This is a genomic window from Pseudomonas sp. 910_23, from assembly GCF_052850795.1.
Genome location: NZ_VXCZ01000003.1, coordinates 119,436 through 133,918, shown reverse-complemented (window position 1 = coordinate 133,918; position 14,483 = coordinate 119,436). Strand labels below are relative to the sequence as shown.

The following is a 14,483-nucleotide window of genomic DNA, read 5'->3' as shown; positions in this document are numbered from 1 at the left end:
GCTTTTTCGTGTCTGTTATATCGGGTTTTAATTGCCGGGCGGTGGAATAGGAACAGATGGTTTTTCAAATATCACACAGAGGCGAGGAGCGCAGAAAAACCTGCGCTTCCATTCCGAAGAGGTCCGCTTATGAATGTGAATTCTCCTACCCCTCAACGCCCGATCGAGCCCAGCCTACCAGCGGAACAGGCCGCGCCAGTTCGCAATGTGCATTCATTCGATGATGCAGACCCGGTCAATCAGGCGCGTAAGAAGTATCTGGATGATGGCGAAACCGAGTTCCTGGGCGACACCCTCAGTGCCGATGGTTATCAGTTGGTGAAGGCTGTGGTCTCATCCAATAAACCGGGTGCGCCCGGGGTGCAGGTCTCGACATTCGCGGTTGATGGCGCCCAGTCCAATGACATGATGGTGATCAAGCGGGTGCTGCCTACCGAAGATGGGCCTAATCTCGTCCTGTATATGCCGGAAGATGACGTGACCTCGTTTCATGAGTTCAAGGATGCAGAGGAAATGACGGCCTGGCTCAAGGACGTAGCCAATGACCCGACTGAGCGAAAGCGATTTACCCAGCATTTTTCCAATCCGAAAGCACCCAAACAGCAGGAACGGGTCAACAAGCAGTTCGGCGAGTTCGCGGCTGGCGATATTAATGCGGTCGTGGGTAGTTTCGGCCATGAGCGGGAGGATATTTTCGAGCGGTTGAACAAAGACGCCTTGGTCCCACCCGCTCAGGTCGACGGGCTGGTGCGAACGCAGCTCTATAAACTGGAACCAGATGGAAAGGCGTTTTATGTCGGGTATCGGCCAGATGGAGAAGCCATCGTCTATAGCTACGACGCTTATGGAAACTTGCAAGGCGGCGGCCAAAAAAAGGACGCCAAGGCGAGGAGATTTTATTTCGTCCAAAACGGGTTGAACCAAAACAAACCGCTTGAACCCATGACCTTCAACGAGTTCCGCAAGAAAATAACCAGTGTCTCCCTGGACAACGTGCGCGCTAATGACCTAATGGGTCTTTACGACGAGTTCCTGAAGCAACTCAGAAGTCCTGGGCATGGCCTCGCCACCGCGTTGAAAGCGCTGGGTCTTCCTGACAACGTGGCGAATTCCATCGAAACCATCCTGAAAGACCCCATCAAAGGAACGCTGCTTGAATTGAATCACGACAATCGTGTCGGCAAGGTGTTTGGTGTTGATAAGGCAGAGATGGATGCCAACTTGGAAAGGGTGGGCAGTCAAATCCAGAGCAACATCCCCCATTACGGTAAGTGGAGGAAAAGGTTGGAGAACACAGCCGACGTCATTGAACAAAGCGTAGGTACGCCTGAATTACCGACGACCGAAGTCAGGACCTGACTCGACAGAGGGGAATGGATACCCCACGCCATTGCGCCACTTCCATCCAGCCACTCAAGCTCGGTGCTGACGCACTAGATGTTTGAACCCTTCATACACCAGGACCATCACCGCCAGCCAGATCGGGATATAGGTCAGCCATTGCCCGCCTTGGATGCCTTCGCCCAACAGCAGGGCCACCGCCAGCAGCAGCACCGGTTCTACGTAGCTCAGCAGCCCGAACAGGCTGAAGGCCAGCAAGCGACTGGCAATGATGTAGCTCACCAGCGCCGAAGCGCTGATCAAGCCCAGCATCGGAATCAACCCGTATAGCTTGGGATGCACATCGAGCACCGCAAAACCCTGTTCGCCGCTCTGCACAAACCACCAGGCCACCGGCAGCATCAACGCCATATCCAGCCACAGCCCGCCCAAATGATCGGTGGTCAGGTATTTGCGCACCACGAAATACACCGGGTACCCTATGATCACCACCAGCGTTGCCCAGGAAAAGCCACCAGCCTGATACAACTCGTTCAGTACGCCCAGCGCGGCAAACACTACGGCGATCTGTTGCAACCGTGACAACCGCTCGCCGTAGACCAGGCGCCCGGTGAGCACCATGGTCAGCGGCAGCAGGAAGTACCCCACGGACACGTCCAGGCTGCGCCCATTCAGCGGCGCCCACATAAACAGCCACAACTGCACGCCGAGCAAGGCAGAAGACACCAGCACCCCGGCGATCAGGCGCGGCTTGGCCGCCAACATCCGCAACAGTTCCCACACCCGCCGCCACTCGCCGCTGACGATCATGAACACCGTCATGCAAGGTACTGTAAGCAACATGCGCCAGCCGAAAATCTCCAGACCACTCAACGGTGTGAGCAGTGACGTGAAGTAATACATCACGGCAAACAACACCGAGGCCAAGACCGATAACACAACACCTTTAGACACACTGTCCTCGCGAAAGCCGATTCATATCCAGTTCAAGGAGGGGAGTATGGCGTTTTTTGCGAGAAATAGAATGTGGGCGGGAGTTTGCTCCCACCCACATTTCAATCTCCATGCTATCAGGCAGATTTCAGCCCGCTCGCAACGCCACGCGGCCGGAAACAAAATGGCCCACGTCGTTGAACCCCGGAGTGGACGAGTGCCCAGGCGTAACCAGCGAATCAATGAAGGCCTCATCCTCAGGCGTGATGTTTACGTTCAGCGCGTGAGTGTAGGCATCCCACTGCGCCTCGGTACGCGGCCCCACAATCGCCGAACTCACTGCCGCGTTGTTCAGCACCCAGGCAATTGCGAACTCTACAATCCCCACGCCACGTCCCTGGGTGTATTGCTGGATCAGCTGGGCGATGCGTAGCGACTCCACCCGCCATTCGGTTTCCAGGATGCGTTTGTCCTGGCGCGCGGCACGGCTGCCTGGCTGGGGTGTAACGTCAGGTGCGTACTTGCCACTGAGCACCCCACGTGCCAGCGGGCTGTAAGGCACTACACCCAAACCATAGGCTGCCGCCGCTGTGATTTGCTCGACTTCGGCCTGGCGGTTGACGATGTTATACAGCGGCTGGCTGATAATGGGTTTATCTACCCCCAGGCGCTCGGCCACGCGAATCACTTCCGCGATGCGCCAACCGCGATAATTGGACAGGCCCCAGTAGCGGATCTTGCCTTGGCGGATCAGGTCGCCAATGGCCGACACGGTTACCTCCAAAGGCGTGTCGTGATCTTCACGGTGCAGATAGTAGATGTCCAGGTAATCGGTATCCAGGCGCGCAAGGCTGGCTTCCAACGCATTGAAGATGCGCTTGCGGTTCAACCCGCTGCGGTTGGGCAAACCATCGGCGGGGCCGAAGCCGACCTTGGTGGCCAGCACCCAATCCTGGCGATTGCGCGCAATGGCTTCGCCGACGATCTCTTCGGAGCGCCCGCCGGTGTAGACGTCGGCGGTGTCGATAAAATTGATACCCTGGTCCCAGGCCTTGTCGATGATACGCAGCGAGTCTTCGGTGCTGGTTTGTTCGCCAAACATCATGGTGCCGAGCGTCAGTGCGCTGACTTTCAACCCGGACTGGCCCAATGTGCGGTAAATCATGCAAAGCTCCTCATTGCAGGCAAATGTGAGTCATGCAATACCAGACCCGACGGCTCTGGAACAAGCCCTGGGCGCATTTCTTCGTCCGCGCAGCAATGTCTGGCAGCGGGCCTGTAAAAAACGATGCAGCACTTTCACCCGCTCCGACACTTGCAGACGGTGAGGGCACATCAGGTTGAACGGCGTGGGCTCGCCTTGCCAGTCGGGAAGCAGCGGCACCAGCCGCCCGGCCTGGATGTCTCGGGCCACATCCAGGTTGGCTTTATAGGCAATGCCATGGCCGGCCAGCGCCCAGCGCCGAACGATTTCGCCGTCATCGCTGAGGTAGTCGCCGCTGACTTCGACCTCCTGCAGCAGTGTGCCCTGGCGGAAATACCAGGTGCTATTGGCCTGCCCGCGGCGCATGTAGCGCAGCGTACTGTGCTGCGCCAAATCTGCAGGCACCTGCGGTGCACCGTAGCGCGCCAGGTAGTCAGGGCTGGCGCAGACGATGCGCTGGTGGCCGGGCACCACCGGCAGCGCCACCAGGCTGGAATCCCTCGGCACGCCAAAGCGCAGGGCGATATCGACGGTGTCGCGAAACAAATCGGCATTGCTGTCGTTGAGTAACAATTGCAGGCGGATGTTCGGATGCTCGAGCTTGAACTCATCCAGCCAGCCCAGCAGCACATTGCGGCCAAAGTCCGAGGGAGCGGCCAATTGCAATAAACCACTGAGGCTTTGGCCTTGTTGCTTGATCGCATGTTCGCCTTCGGACAGGGCTTCCAGCGCCACTCGCACGCTGTCCAGATAACGCCGGCCTTCTTCGGTCAGGCGCATGCTGCGGGTGGAGCGGGCAAGCAGTCGGATGCCGAGCCGGGTTTCAAGACGCTTGAGGGCAATACTGGCCGCTGCTGGGGTAAGGCCGAGGCTACGGGCGGCAGCGGTCAGGCTACCGGTGTCGGCGCTGCGCACAAAGACTTCAAGGTCGAGAATCGAGCCCATTGATAAAAATCCTTTAAAGATCTTGTCGTTTTACCCGGATTTTTCACCGATTGCCAAGCTGTGAAGATGAAGGCTCACTTTCTTATCCAGGTAGTTTTCACATGGTCTCTTCTCTGAGCGGTAAAACCGTCATCGTTATTGGCGGCAGCAGCGGTATCGGCGCGGCAGTGGCCCAGGCGGCCATCGCTCGCGGCGCGCACGTGGTGCTGGCCGGGCGTCGCTTGACCGCCGGCATCGAGAACGGCGTACGCAGCGAACCGGTGGACGTCACCGATAGCGCGTCGTTGCAGCGATTGTTCGAAACGGTGGGGCATTTTGACCACCTGGTCTACACCTCGGGCCCTTCGGTGCGGGCCAAGCCCCTGATCGAAACCGACCTTGACGAAGCCCAGGAAAATTTCAATGTGAAACTCTGGGGCGCGCTGCGTGCGATTCAACAGGCGCTGCCGTTCCTGAATGAACACGGCAGCATCAGCCTGACTTCCGGTCAGTTGGGGCGCAAGCTGGCACCGGGGCAGTTCATCAAGACCGGCATCAACGCTGCGACCGAAGCATTGGGCAAGCAACTGGCCAAGGAACTGGCGCCACGTCGAGTCAATGTCATCAGCCCGGGCGTGATTGACACCCCGGCCTATGCCGGGTTGGCGCAAGAGCAGCGCGTGGCGATGTTTGCCAACGCAGGCGGGGCATTGCCGGTTGGCCGGGTAGGGCAGGCTGAAGAAGTGGCGGCGGGGTATGTGCTGGCCATGGAGAACAGCTTTATAACGGGAAGCATCATCGATATCGACGGCGGCGGGCAACTGTAACCGCCCACCGCCGGTGCCCTTTGGTTAATGACGGGCCTTGTCCAGTGTAAACGTCCCTATGGCAGTAAACTCAGGCCCGTCATTTCTTCGAAAGGAACAGGCAAACTCACCCGAGCCATGCTCGTCAGTGACTTCTTCGTTCAGTTTCAGCACCCCAGCATGGGCTGTCACCGTCCCATAAGTGTCGAGTCGTTGAAACTGAACGCGGACGTCATTATTGCCGGCCAGGTCATGGATCAATCCCTTCGCGTCGTTATAGACCACGATGGCAAAAATATTCCGAGTCCGCGGCAAGCCGTCATCGTAATAGTCGCCCATGAAGATTCGGCGATCCGGGCGGTGGCCCCCGAAGTCGGAGCTATCAATCCGCAGGTCGGTTTTGAAAGAGTAAGAACCCGGTAGCGGCCCACCCTCGAAAGTCAGGTCCAGTTCACCCTTGGCCGGATACTGGGCGCTGTGAACCATTGACACGCCTGTCAGGTCGACATCACCTTTTGTCAGCGTTATTTGTTTATCGCTACCAAACTGCGCTTTACCCGAGAAAGACGCCTGCATCCGTTCACCGTCGAATGACACTGTTATCTCCCCGGCAGTTGCCCAATAGGGAGAAATGCCCGAGTTTTCATACGCAGAAAAGAGCAACCTGGCGTGCCCATCGGCAAAGCTATAGCTGTGTTCGGTCCCGTCACTCGGTAGCTCAGCGGGAAGATAAATATCAATGCCATAAAAATGGTTGGGCTCTGGCGAGAGACGTTTTGTCGCCACCAAATGCCATATTCCATTTGGCTCCTGGTACATATCCATTTTATCCGCGTCACCTTGGAAGGTCAGGTTGTGCGCGCCTGCTACTGTGACTGTTAACTTACCTTGGGTGCCCTGTGCTGTTTTACTGATCATCTCGATAGCCCTTCAAGAAGTGAAATGAATTCACAGTGAAGGCTAAATGCGATCCAAAAATTTGAATACTGTCAAAAGTGACAGGTATAAAAAGCAAGCCTTTAATTCCATTCAAGGCAGCGTGTGCCGACGCAAACACCCTCACGCCTTCCAAGAGCATCTGCGCCGTCCCATGGAGGTTAAACCTTGAGCGCACGCGTCATCCGCAAAGCCAACATACTCCCACCCACAATCACCGCCGCCAGCAGGTACAACGCCACATCGGTTGAACCAGTGGCATCTTTCACAAAACCGACGATATACGGGCTGAGAAAACCGGCCATCTGCCCCATGGAGTTGATCAACGCCAAGCCACCCGCTGCGGCACCGGCACTGAGCATGGCGGTGGGCACCGGCCAGAACATTGGCAGGCCGGTAAGTGCACCCATGGTGGCGATGGTCAAGCCAAGGATGGCGATGGCCGGGGTGGTGGCGAAGTTAACCGCAATCACCAGGCCGATGGCGCCCATCAGCATCGGCACTACCAAGTGCCAGCGGCGTTCCTTGCGCAAGTCAGCGGAGCGGCCCACCAGCAGCATGAACACCGCCGCCAGCAAATAGGGGATCGCGCTGAGCCAGCCAATCACCAGGTTGTCGCTGAACCCCAGGTTCTTGATGATCGAAGGCAGCCAGAAGTTGATCGCATACACGCCGCTCTGGATGCAGAAGTAGATCAGGCCGAACGCCCAGATCGCCGGGTTCTTGAAGACTTCGGCCAGCGAATCGCTGGTGGTTGCGGGCTTGTTCGCCAGGTCCGTGGCCTGGTCGGCTTCCAACACTGCGCGCTCATGGGGCTTGAGCCACTTGGCATTGGCGAAGCTGTCACTGAGCAGAAAGTAGGCGAGGGCGCCGAGGATCACAGTCGGGATGCCCTGCAGCAGGAACATCCACTGCCAGCCCGCCAGGCCACCTTGGCCGGCTGCGAAGTGGTTGAGGATCCACCCAGAGAACGGGCTGCCGAGCAAGCCGGACACCGGGATTGCCGACATGAACAGCGCCATGATCCGCCCACGGCGGAAGGTCGGGAACCACTGCGAGAGGTACAGCACCACGCCGGGGAAGAAGCCGGCTTCAGCGGCACCGGTAAACAGGCGTAAGGTGTAGAAATGCGTCGGCGTGGTCACAAACAGCAAGCAGGTAGACAGCGTCCCCCACACGATCATCATCAACGCGATCCAGCGCCGTGGGCCGAACCGGGTGAGTGCCAGGTTGCTCGGCACGCCGCACAGCACGTAGCCGATAAAGAAAATCCCGGCGCCCAGGCCGTACACGGTTTCGCTGAACTTCAACGCATCGAGCATCTGCAGCTTGGCAAAGCCAACGTTTACCCGGTCGAGGTAATTGAACAGGTAGCAGATAAAGATGAAGGGGATCAGGCGCAGGGTAATGCGCTTGTAGATGGCGTTTTTATCGTCATCGCTGGCCAGTGCTGCAGTGGCGCTCTGTGGCATGGGATTCTCTCTTTATTATGATTTTTCGCGGCGCGAGGGTAACGTTGACCGCCCCAACAGTCTCGGCGACGTAATGGGCGACTGTCTTTGTGCCGGCGCACAGCGAAGCAGCTTTTGCGCTGTGCCGGTGAACAACCCGTCTTTTCAGGAAATTAGCCCCATGTTCGAGTTGGATCATGACTTGGCGCAGGAGATTGTCGATCGCACCATGGCAATCCTGCCGTATAACGTCAACGTCATGGACAGCCAGGGCCTGATCCTCGGCAGCGGTGAGCCGGAGCGTATCAATACTCGTCACGAAGGGGCGCAGTTGGTCCTGGCCAATGGCCGGGTGGTGGAAATCGACGGGCAGACCGCCAAGCATCTCAAGGGCGTGCAACCGGGCATTAACCTGCCGCTTATGCACGATCAGCGGCTGATCGGTGTGCTGGGCATTACCGGCGAACCCGATGGCCTGCGCACCTATGCCGAACTGGTGCGTATGACGGCTGAAATGTTGGTCAGCCACCGCCATCAGCAAGCTGAGCAGCAATGGCGACGCCAGCGTTGCGATGATTTGCTGGCCTTGCTGCTGGCCGACAATGGCGACTCCCCCCGCCTGGTGGACGAAGCCCGGCAACTGGGCCTCAAACCGCATCTGGCGCGCACGCCATACCTGTTCGAACTGGGCCCGGGCCAATCGGCAGAAGCCTTGAGTGCCTGGCTCACCAGCCGCTATCCCGACAGTTGGTGCGTCAGCCCTGCGCAGTTCTCCCTGCTGTGGTGCCGGCCTGCCGCTGTGCAGGTCGATAATCCGCGTTTGCTGGAAAAGCTCGACGGCCTGGGTTGGAATATCCTGCGTGTTGCGGTTGGCGGGCAAGCGGATGGCTTGCCAGGGCTGCGCCGCTGTTATCGCAGGGTCAGTGATCTACTTGCCTATGGCCGCGATCTCCTGCCGCAAACACGCCTATTGACCCTCACCCGTTATCGTCTGCCGGTCATGCTCTGGCGTCATCGCAACGACGACGCGCTGGACGAGCTGCTCAACCCATTGCGCAAGGTGCTGGCCAAGGATAGCAATGGGCAACTGCTGGCGACCTTGCGCAGTTGGTGCGAGCACGACGGGCAAAGCCAGGCGTGTGCCGATGCCTTGGGCATCCACCGCAACAGCTTGCGTTACCGCATGGAGCGTATTGCCGAACTCAGCGGCGTCGACCCGCTGACCCTCGACGGTATGCTTACCTTATACCTGGGCGTGCAGTTGTTGCCTCAGCCTCTGGAGGCGCAGGCTTTGTAGAAATGACCAACAAACCCCACCTGCACTTGTGCATCGGACCGGCGTCATTGCCCAGGCCAACTGGCAGCATGGGCATTATAAAAACCGGAGAAAGCCCATCATGAAGATCATCATCGCCCCCGACTCGTTCAAGGACAGCCTCAGTGCCGCAGGCACGGCCCAGGCCATTGCCGAAGGGTTGGCCCAGGTCTGGCCGGATGCGCAGTTGGTCGAATGCCCGATGGCCGATGGCGGTGAGGGCACGGTGGATGCGGTACTTGCCGCGTGCAATGGCCAGTTGCGCCGGCAAACCGTGCGAGGCCCACTGGGAGACGAAGTCGAGGCGCGTTGGGGCTGGTTGGCCGACAGCCATACCGCAATTATCGAGATGGCCGAGGCCAGTGGTTTGCAACTGGTCGCGCCCGGCCAGCGCGACGCGTGTTCGACGACAACATATGGCACCGGGGAGTTGATCTGCGCCGCCCTGGATGCGGGGGCGCAGCGTATTATCCTGGCGATTGGCGGCAGTGCTACCAACGATGGCGGGGCTGGTGCGATGCAGGCCCTGGGTGTGCAACTTTTTGACGCAGAAAGTCAGCCGCTGTCCCCGGGTGGGCTGGCGTTGGCGCGCCTGGCGTGTATTAGCCTTGAAACGCTCGACCCGCGTTTGGCGCAGGTGCGTTTTGAGATCGCTGCTGACGTCAATAACCCCCTGTGCGGTCCTCACGGTGCCTCAGCGATTTTCGGCCCGCAGAAAGGTGCGAGTCCCGAGCAGGTGGCACAACTGGACGCCGCCCTTGACCATTTCGCCCACCACTGCGCCCAGGTGCTGCCCAAGGATGTGCGCGACGAACCCGGCAGTGGTGCTGCCGGTGGTCTGGGCTTCGCCGCCAAGGCATTCCTCGGTGCGCAATTTCGTCCGGGCGTGGAGGTGGTCGCCGAACTGGTCGGCCTCGAAGACGCCGTACGCGGCGCCGACCTGGTCATCACCGGCGAAGGCCGCTTCGACGCTCAGACCCTGCGCGGCAAGACCCCGTTCGGGGTTGCGCGCATCGCCAGCCAGCACGGCGTACCGGTCATTGTGATCGCAGGCACCTTGGGCGACGGTTACGAGCAGATGTATGCCCACGGTGTGGATGCGGCGTTTGCCCTACCGTCGGGACCAATGAGTCTGGAGCAAGCCTGCAGCGAGGCCCCTCGCCTGTTGCGCGAGCGCGCCGCGGATATTGCGCGGGTGTGGCGCCTTGCTGCTAATCACTGACCCCCTGCGCCAACCGCTCCACCCACTGTTGCTGAAACGCTTGCAGCGCCGCACCGGGTTGCTGCAATTGCACAAACTCCAGCATTGGGTCTTGCACCGCTGTGCGCACGCCGCTTAATTCCTCGAGGGTCGCCAACCCGCAAAACGGTACGTAGGCTTCGCTGTAACCGCCTTCATGCACCAGCACCAGGCGGCCCTGGCACAAACGCTCGGCAGCCTGGCGCAGGCTGCGGGTCATCAGCCGGAACGATTCGCTGTGCAGCAACATGCGCGCCAGTGGGTCGACGGCATTGGCGTCATAGCCGCAGGCGATGATGATCAACTCTGGCTCGAAACGCTCCAGGGCGGGCAGCACAATGCGTTCCATCGTATGCGCATAGGTTGCGTGACCACTGCCCGGCGGCAGCGGGATATTGATGTTGGCGCCCAGGCCGGCACCCCGGCCACGATCCCGTTCGCCGCTGTAGCCCGGTGGGTAGCAAGCGTCCTGGTGCAGTGAAACCGTCAACACATCGGCGCGCTCCTCGAAGATTGATTGCGTGCCGTTACCGTGGTGCACGTCCCAGTCGATCACTGCGACTTTGCCGAGCCCGTTATGGACCTTGGCCGCTTCGATGGCAATGGCAATATTGGCGAGAAAGCAGAAGCCCATGGCGCTGTCTGCCAGACAGTGATGCCCAGGCGGCCGAGACAGGGAATAGGCATTGTGCGCCTGACCCTTGAGCACCGTGTCTACGGCGGCGATGGTCAAGCCCGCAGACAGTTTCGCGATCTCGTAGCTGCCCGGCCCAATCGGCGCCTGTGGGCCGAGCTCGCCGCCGCCAGCATCGCTCAGGGCCTTGAAGCGTTGCAGATAAGCGCTGCTGTGCACCCGTAGCAGGTCTGCCTCACTGGCCGGCGGTGCGCTAAGCAGGTGCAGATGACGCGTCAATCCAGACACATCCAACAAGCTTTTCAAGCGGCGTTTGGTCTCCGGGGATTCGGCATGACCGCTGCCAGCCGGCGGTTGTACCCAGCCGCCTACGGGTAATGTCAGCGCGTGCGCACCTGCGCTGTGCCACAGGCTCATTTCATCGAAGAAAAATGCGGTGGTTCGGTTCATACCGGCTCCAGTTCGGTGAGGTGGTTGGGACGGCTGGTGAGGATCATCACCAGGGAAAGCAACGTGATGACGGCAGCGCCCAGCAGCAGGAGGGTGAACCCGCCGCTGGCCTCGATCAGGCGGCCGGCAATCGCCGGGCCGATGGCCAGGCCACCGCCGATCACCAGGTTGGAGGCGTTCATGAGTTTGCCGCTGTGATCAAGATCGGCCAGGCAGGCCAGCACCAGCGGCAGGATGAACGTCCAGGTGAACTTGAACAGCAGCGCCGCCAGGGCAAAACGCAGCAGCGCTGGCTCGCCGAGCAAAAGCAGCACAGCCGCCACCATCAGCGCATAACCCCCGAGCAACAGCATTGCTCGGGGCAGTCGCCCGCCAATCAGCGACGCGCTCGCGGCGCCGGCAATGCCCATTACGGTTGCGATGGCGAGTACCTCACCACTGTGTTGCGGGGAAATCCCGACACGGGCGCCCAAGGCACTGATAAAGGTCCAGACACCGCCCAGGCTGATGTAAAAGGCCAGGACCGCGCCGACCCCCAGCGCGGCTTTCCAGCGCGAGCCAGGCAATGAAGGGCCGTGGCTTGCCGGTGCGGCAGCATTGCCAGCGGGAAACGCCCGGGCCAAAGGCAGCAACAGGGTCATCAAGCCCGCAAGGATCAGGTAGCAGGCGTTCAGTCCAAACCGCTCGAACAAGCCCGGCAGTACGATCAGCCCGAGTGCACCGACGACTAATTGGCCCATCACCCACAGCCCGTAGACACGGCTGGGATTGGCGGTAGTGGCGGCGCTGGCCAGGCAGAGGATCATCAATGAGCCGCCGGCCAGGGCGCTGGCACAGCGCAGCGCCAGTAACGCTGCATAGGTTTCGGCGTGCATCGACAACAGATTGGCCACGATAAACAGCAGCGCTGCAATCAGGGCCGCGGCGCGCCAGTCAACCCGCTTGAGCCACCACCAGGCAGGCAAGGTCGCCAGGCTCATCGCGCCCAGCTCCACGGAAAACAAATCGCCGATGCGTGCCGGGCTCAGTTGCCATTCGCTGGCCAACTGCGCGGCCACGGCGGGTGCGGTCATCAGGATGGTTGGGGTGATGGCGGCAAACAGCACGATTGCCGCCAGCCGTGCCTTTGCCGCAGAGGGTTGAGTAGGCATTTTCAAACTCCAGGAATGGGGATCAGAACACATGGACCAGACGCAGCAATGCCTCGGTCCCGGCATAGCCGTTGGAAGCAGCGACGTTTTGCGAAAGGCTGACCATCAGTTGGTTCTGGGTGTCGAGCCAATGCCCCAGTTCCAGGCCCAGTTGCGTGTAGCGTTTGTGGGTATCGTCGATACGGCGATTGTTGATGCGCAGCGCACCACCATCCGCCTGAATCAGGCGCAGTGCCCCGTAAGTGGCGGCGCTGAAGTCATAGGACGCGAAGGCTTGCAGGCGGTACAGCGGGGCTTGCTTGAGTTCGCTGCCAAAATAGTCGTCATTCTTGGCGTAAAGCTGAGCTTCGAGGTTGGCTTCCAGCACCCAGTTATCGCCGATGCCCTGGGTGTAGTTGTAGACAAAGGTGGCGCCCCAACGGTTGGCACCCGGGGACACATCCGGGTTCTGGCTGTGGTACTCACCTAGAGGCACGGTGATCAGGCTCAACAGGCCACTGTAGGTGCGCGATGCCGGGTCGTTGATGAAAAACAGCGTGCCGCCCACTTGTGGATCGCCCAGGCCGCGCTCGCGGGTGCGCTGCTCAGTGCCGGGCAAGCGCGCCGTAATGTCGGCAAATGGCAGGATGAACTGCGGCGTACACAGCGTGCCGCAGGCGTCGGTGAAATACACCTGGCGGTAGGCCAGGGCGTTGACCTTGAGGTCGGCCTTGCCGGTGCTGTCGGCGGGCCCGTGGAAATCGCCGGCACGGGTGGCGGGCAGGTACACCACCCCCAGGCTGGTGCCCGCCGGTGCGCCAAAAAAGTCCCGGGCGTTAAGGTCGGCAGCCTGGCTGTCGAGGCTGAGCAGCGTGCCGCCAAGCAACACTGTGATCTTGCGTAGAGGTGAATGAATCATGGCAAGGCGTCTCTTGTAAGGGGCAGCCAAAAAGCGGGCAACAGTTGCCCGCGACCGTGAAAACGAGCGTGGCAAAGGCTTAAGTTGAAAGGACGAAGGATCAGTCGGGTGGGGCGTGCACCAAGTGCGCTATACGCGCCTTGTCGTTGACCCCCAGCTTGGTGTAAATGGCGCGCAGATGGTGGCGCACCGTATTGGGTGAAAGGCCAAGGTCGCGGGCCACTTGCTTATAAGTCTTGCCCTCGCCAAACCCCTGGGCCACGTCGTTCTCTCGCGGGCTCAACTGGGGCAGTGCACGGTTGAGGCGCGCCGCCAGCAGCAACTGGTCGCCCACTGCCGAAACCTGGATGTGAATGTGCTTGCCGGCATGGCCGCGTTCATCCAGTTGTACCGGCAGGGTAGGGCCGCTCCAGCGCGGCCACTCACTGAGCAAAATGTCGATAAAGCCGCGCTCGGCGCATTGCAATACGCCTCGAGGGTCGCATACAGCCAAGGCGAGGTTGCGTGGGCTGGTCAGGGTTTCACGCATGGCCACCAGCGTGCGGATCTGGTTCGCGGACACTGCCGCCACCAGATGCAACATCAGATTATTGAGCAGCAGGCAGTCATGGGTGTTGAACCTGGGCGCACCGGGTTTGCGGTATAGCGTCAGGTGGTCGCTGAGGTGGGTTTGCGGGTCGATATGGATCACGCACAGCAATTGGCCCAGGCCGTGGCGCTGCCCCAGCCAATTCAAGGCGCTGCCATTGGCCGGGTCGCGCATGTCGATGATCACGGCCTGGCCGGGTGTTGCATGCACTCGGCCGACGGTCACGTCCAGATGGCGGATCGACTGCCAGTCCGCCAGGTAGTGTGGTGGTAAATGGTACAGGTAGCTGTTGTGCTCCTCCGGCATACCGTCAATCACCGCCGCGCGCCCCCACCAGGCACTGTCAAATGCCAGCAACTGGCTCAGCCGTGCCAGGGCATGGTGCTGGAAATGTTCGATGTCTTGATGTTGGGCCAGGCGCTGCAGATCCAGGGCCAGGGTACTGAAGGCCTGCAACAGGCCATTGGGATCAAGGCGACTCATAGGTATTCCTCTGTGGGACTTTTTTTGTTGTTCTCGTCACAGGGTGAAGGCCGGGGCCTGGGGTCAGGGGGCAGGGGGCAGGGCCTGGGTTGAGTATCGATGTTGCACGGCTGGACTGCCATCGTTCA

Annotated in this window: 13 protein-coding genes; 4 read left to right on the top strand and 9 right to left on the bottom strand. The window is 60.1% G+C overall.

The genetic code is table 11. The features are described 5' to 3' along the window. The first annotated feature begins 129 nt into the window (after nucleotides 1–129). Nucleotides 130–1,359: a dermonecrotic toxin domain-containing protein gene (locus FW800_RS04560; protein ID WP_446437070.1), complete on the top strand. Its 1,230-nt coding sequence runs from the start codon at nucleotides 130–132 to the stop codon at nucleotides 1,357–1,359. 54 nt (nucleotides 1,360–1,413) lie between these two features. Here FW800_RS04560 and rarD read toward each other — a convergent pair whose 3' ends face one another. From rarD to FW800_RS04545, 3 genes are all read right to left on the bottom strand, one after another. Further along, entirely contained in the window at nucleotides 1,414–2,295 is an 882-nt protein-coding gene (rarD, locus tag FW800_RS04555) for an EamA family transporter RarD (protein ID WP_032875435.1), read from the bottom strand. 127 nt (nucleotides 2,296–2,422) lie between these two features. Further along, complete coding sequence (locus tag FW800_RS04550) at nucleotides 2,423–3,439, bottom strand: aldo/keto reductase (RefSeq protein WP_446437069.1); 1,017 nt, start codon at nucleotides 3,437–3,439, stop codon at nucleotides 2,423–2,425. A gap of 30 nt (nucleotides 3,440–3,469) precedes the next feature. After that, entirely contained in the window at nucleotides 3,470–4,423 is a 954-nt protein-coding gene (locus FW800_RS04545) for a LysR family transcriptional regulator (RefSeq protein WP_446437068.1), read from the bottom strand. 101 nt (nucleotides 4,424–4,524) lie between these two features. Between FW800_RS04545 and FW800_RS04540 the strand changes: the two genes are divergently transcribed. After that, nucleotides 4,525–5,229 (top strand): SDR family oxidoreductase, encoded by a 705-nt coding sequence (locus FW800_RS04540; RefSeq protein WP_446437067.1) that lies wholly within the window; start codon nucleotides 4,525–4,527, stop codon nucleotides 5,227–5,229. A gap of 24 nt (nucleotides 5,230–5,253) precedes the next feature. On the opposite strand, the gene FW800_RS04535 is transcribed toward FW800_RS04540, so the two are convergent. Further along, nucleotides 5,254–6,126 (bottom strand): hypothetical protein, encoded by an 873-nt coding sequence (locus FW800_RS04535; protein WP_032875424.1) that lies wholly within the window; start codon nucleotides 6,124–6,126, stop codon nucleotides 5,254–5,256. Between the two features lie 179 nt (nucleotides 6,127–6,305). Beyond that, entirely contained in the window at nucleotides 6,306–7,616 is a 1,311-nt protein-coding gene (locus FW800_RS04530; RefSeq protein ID WP_032875421.1) for an MFS transporter, read from the bottom strand. Between the two features lie 160 nt (nucleotides 7,617–7,776). Between FW800_RS04530 and FW800_RS04525 the strand changes: the two genes are divergently transcribed. Both FW800_RS04525 and FW800_RS04520 read left to right on the top strand, forming a co-directional pair. Continuing rightward, nucleotides 7,777–8,892, top strand: a complete 1,116-nt coding sequence (locus FW800_RS04525; protein ID WP_148853350.1) for a sugar diacid recognition domain-containing protein — start codon at nucleotides 7,777–7,779, stop codon at nucleotides 8,890–8,892. A 100-nt stretch (nucleotides 8,893–8,992) separates the two neighbouring features. Further along, complete coding sequence (locus FW800_RS04520; RefSeq protein ID WP_446437066.1) at nucleotides 8,993–10,132, top strand: glycerate kinase; 1,140 nt, start codon at nucleotides 8,993–8,995, stop codon at nucleotides 10,130–10,132. Here FW800_RS04520 and FW800_RS04515 read toward each other — a convergent pair. From FW800_RS04515 to FW800_RS04500, 4 genes are all read right to left on the bottom strand, one after another. After that, entirely contained in the window at nucleotides 10,122–11,234 is a 1,113-nt protein-coding gene (locus tag FW800_RS04515; RefSeq protein ID WP_446437065.1) for a class II histone deacetylase, read from the bottom strand. The two genes, FW800_RS04520 and FW800_RS04515, sit on opposite strands and share 11 nt — an antisense overlap. Then, nucleotides 11,231–12,385, bottom strand: a complete 1,155-nt coding sequence (locus FW800_RS04510) for an MFS transporter (protein WP_446437064.1) — start codon at nucleotides 12,383–12,385, stop codon at nucleotides 11,231–11,233. The genes FW800_RS04515 and FW800_RS04510 overlap by 4 nt, the downstream gene beginning before the upstream one ends. Nucleotides 12,386–12,407: 22 nt before the next feature. Then, the gene (locus tag FW800_RS04505) at nucleotides 12,408–13,283 is read right to left on the bottom strand and encodes a transporter (RefSeq protein ID WP_446437063.1); all 876 of its coding nucleotides are present in this window, start codon (nucleotides 13,281–13,283) and stop codon (nucleotides 12,408–12,410) included. Between the two features lie 100 nt (nucleotides 13,284–13,383). After that, nucleotides 13,384–14,355, bottom strand: coding sequence for a helix-turn-helix transcriptional regulator (locus FW800_RS04500; RefSeq protein WP_216091397.1), 972 nt, complete (start codon nucleotides 14,353–14,355; stop codon nucleotides 13,384–13,386). Nucleotides 14,356–14,483: the final 128 nt, after the last annotated feature.

Bases quoted from the DNA above. Each gene is read 5' to 3' on its own strand.
- FW800_RS04560 (WP_446437070.1), top strand. From the start codon at position 130: ATGAATGTGAATTCTCCTACCCCTCAACGCCCGATCGAGCCCAGCCTA.
- FW800_RS04550 (WP_446437069.1), bottom strand. From the start codon at position 3,439: ATGATTTACCGCACATTGGGCCAGTCCGGGTTGAAAGTCAGCGCACTG.
- FW800_RS04545 (WP_446437068.1), bottom strand. From the start codon at position 4,423: ATGGGCTCGATTCTCGACCTTGAAGTCTTTGTGCGCAGCGCCGACACC.
- FW800_RS04540 (WP_446437067.1), top strand. From the start codon at position 4,525: ATGGTCTCTTCTCTGAGCGGTAAAACCGTCATCGTTATTGGCGGCAGC.
- FW800_RS04535 (WP_032875424.1), bottom strand. From the start codon at position 6,126: ATGATCAGTAAAACAGCACAGGGCACCCAAGGTAAGTTAACAGTCACA.
- FW800_RS04530 (WP_032875421.1), bottom strand. From the start codon at position 7,616: ATGCCACAGAGCGCCACTGCAGCACTGGCCAGCGATGACGATAAAAAC.
- FW800_RS04525 (WP_148853350.1), top strand. From the start codon at position 7,777: ATGTTCGAGTTGGATCATGACTTGGCGCAGGAGATTGTCGATCGCACC.
- FW800_RS04520 (WP_446437066.1), top strand. From the start codon at position 8,993: ATGAAGATCATCATCGCCCCCGACTCGTTCAAGGACAGCCTCAGTGCC.
- FW800_RS04515 (WP_446437065.1), bottom strand. From the start codon at position 11,234: ATGAACCGAACCACCGCATTTTTCTTCGATGAAATGAGCCTGTGGCAC.
- FW800_RS04510 (WP_446437064.1), bottom strand. From the start codon at position 12,385: ATGCCTACTCAACCCTCTGCGGCAAAGGCACGGCTGGCGGCAATCGTG.
- FW800_RS04505 (WP_446437063.1), bottom strand. From the start codon at position 13,283: ATGATTCATTCACCTCTACGCAAGATCACAGTGTTGCTTGGCGGCACG.
- FW800_RS04500 (WP_216091397.1), bottom strand. From the start codon at position 14,355: ATGAGTCGCCTTGATCCCAATGGCCTGTTGCAGGCCTTCAGTACCCTG.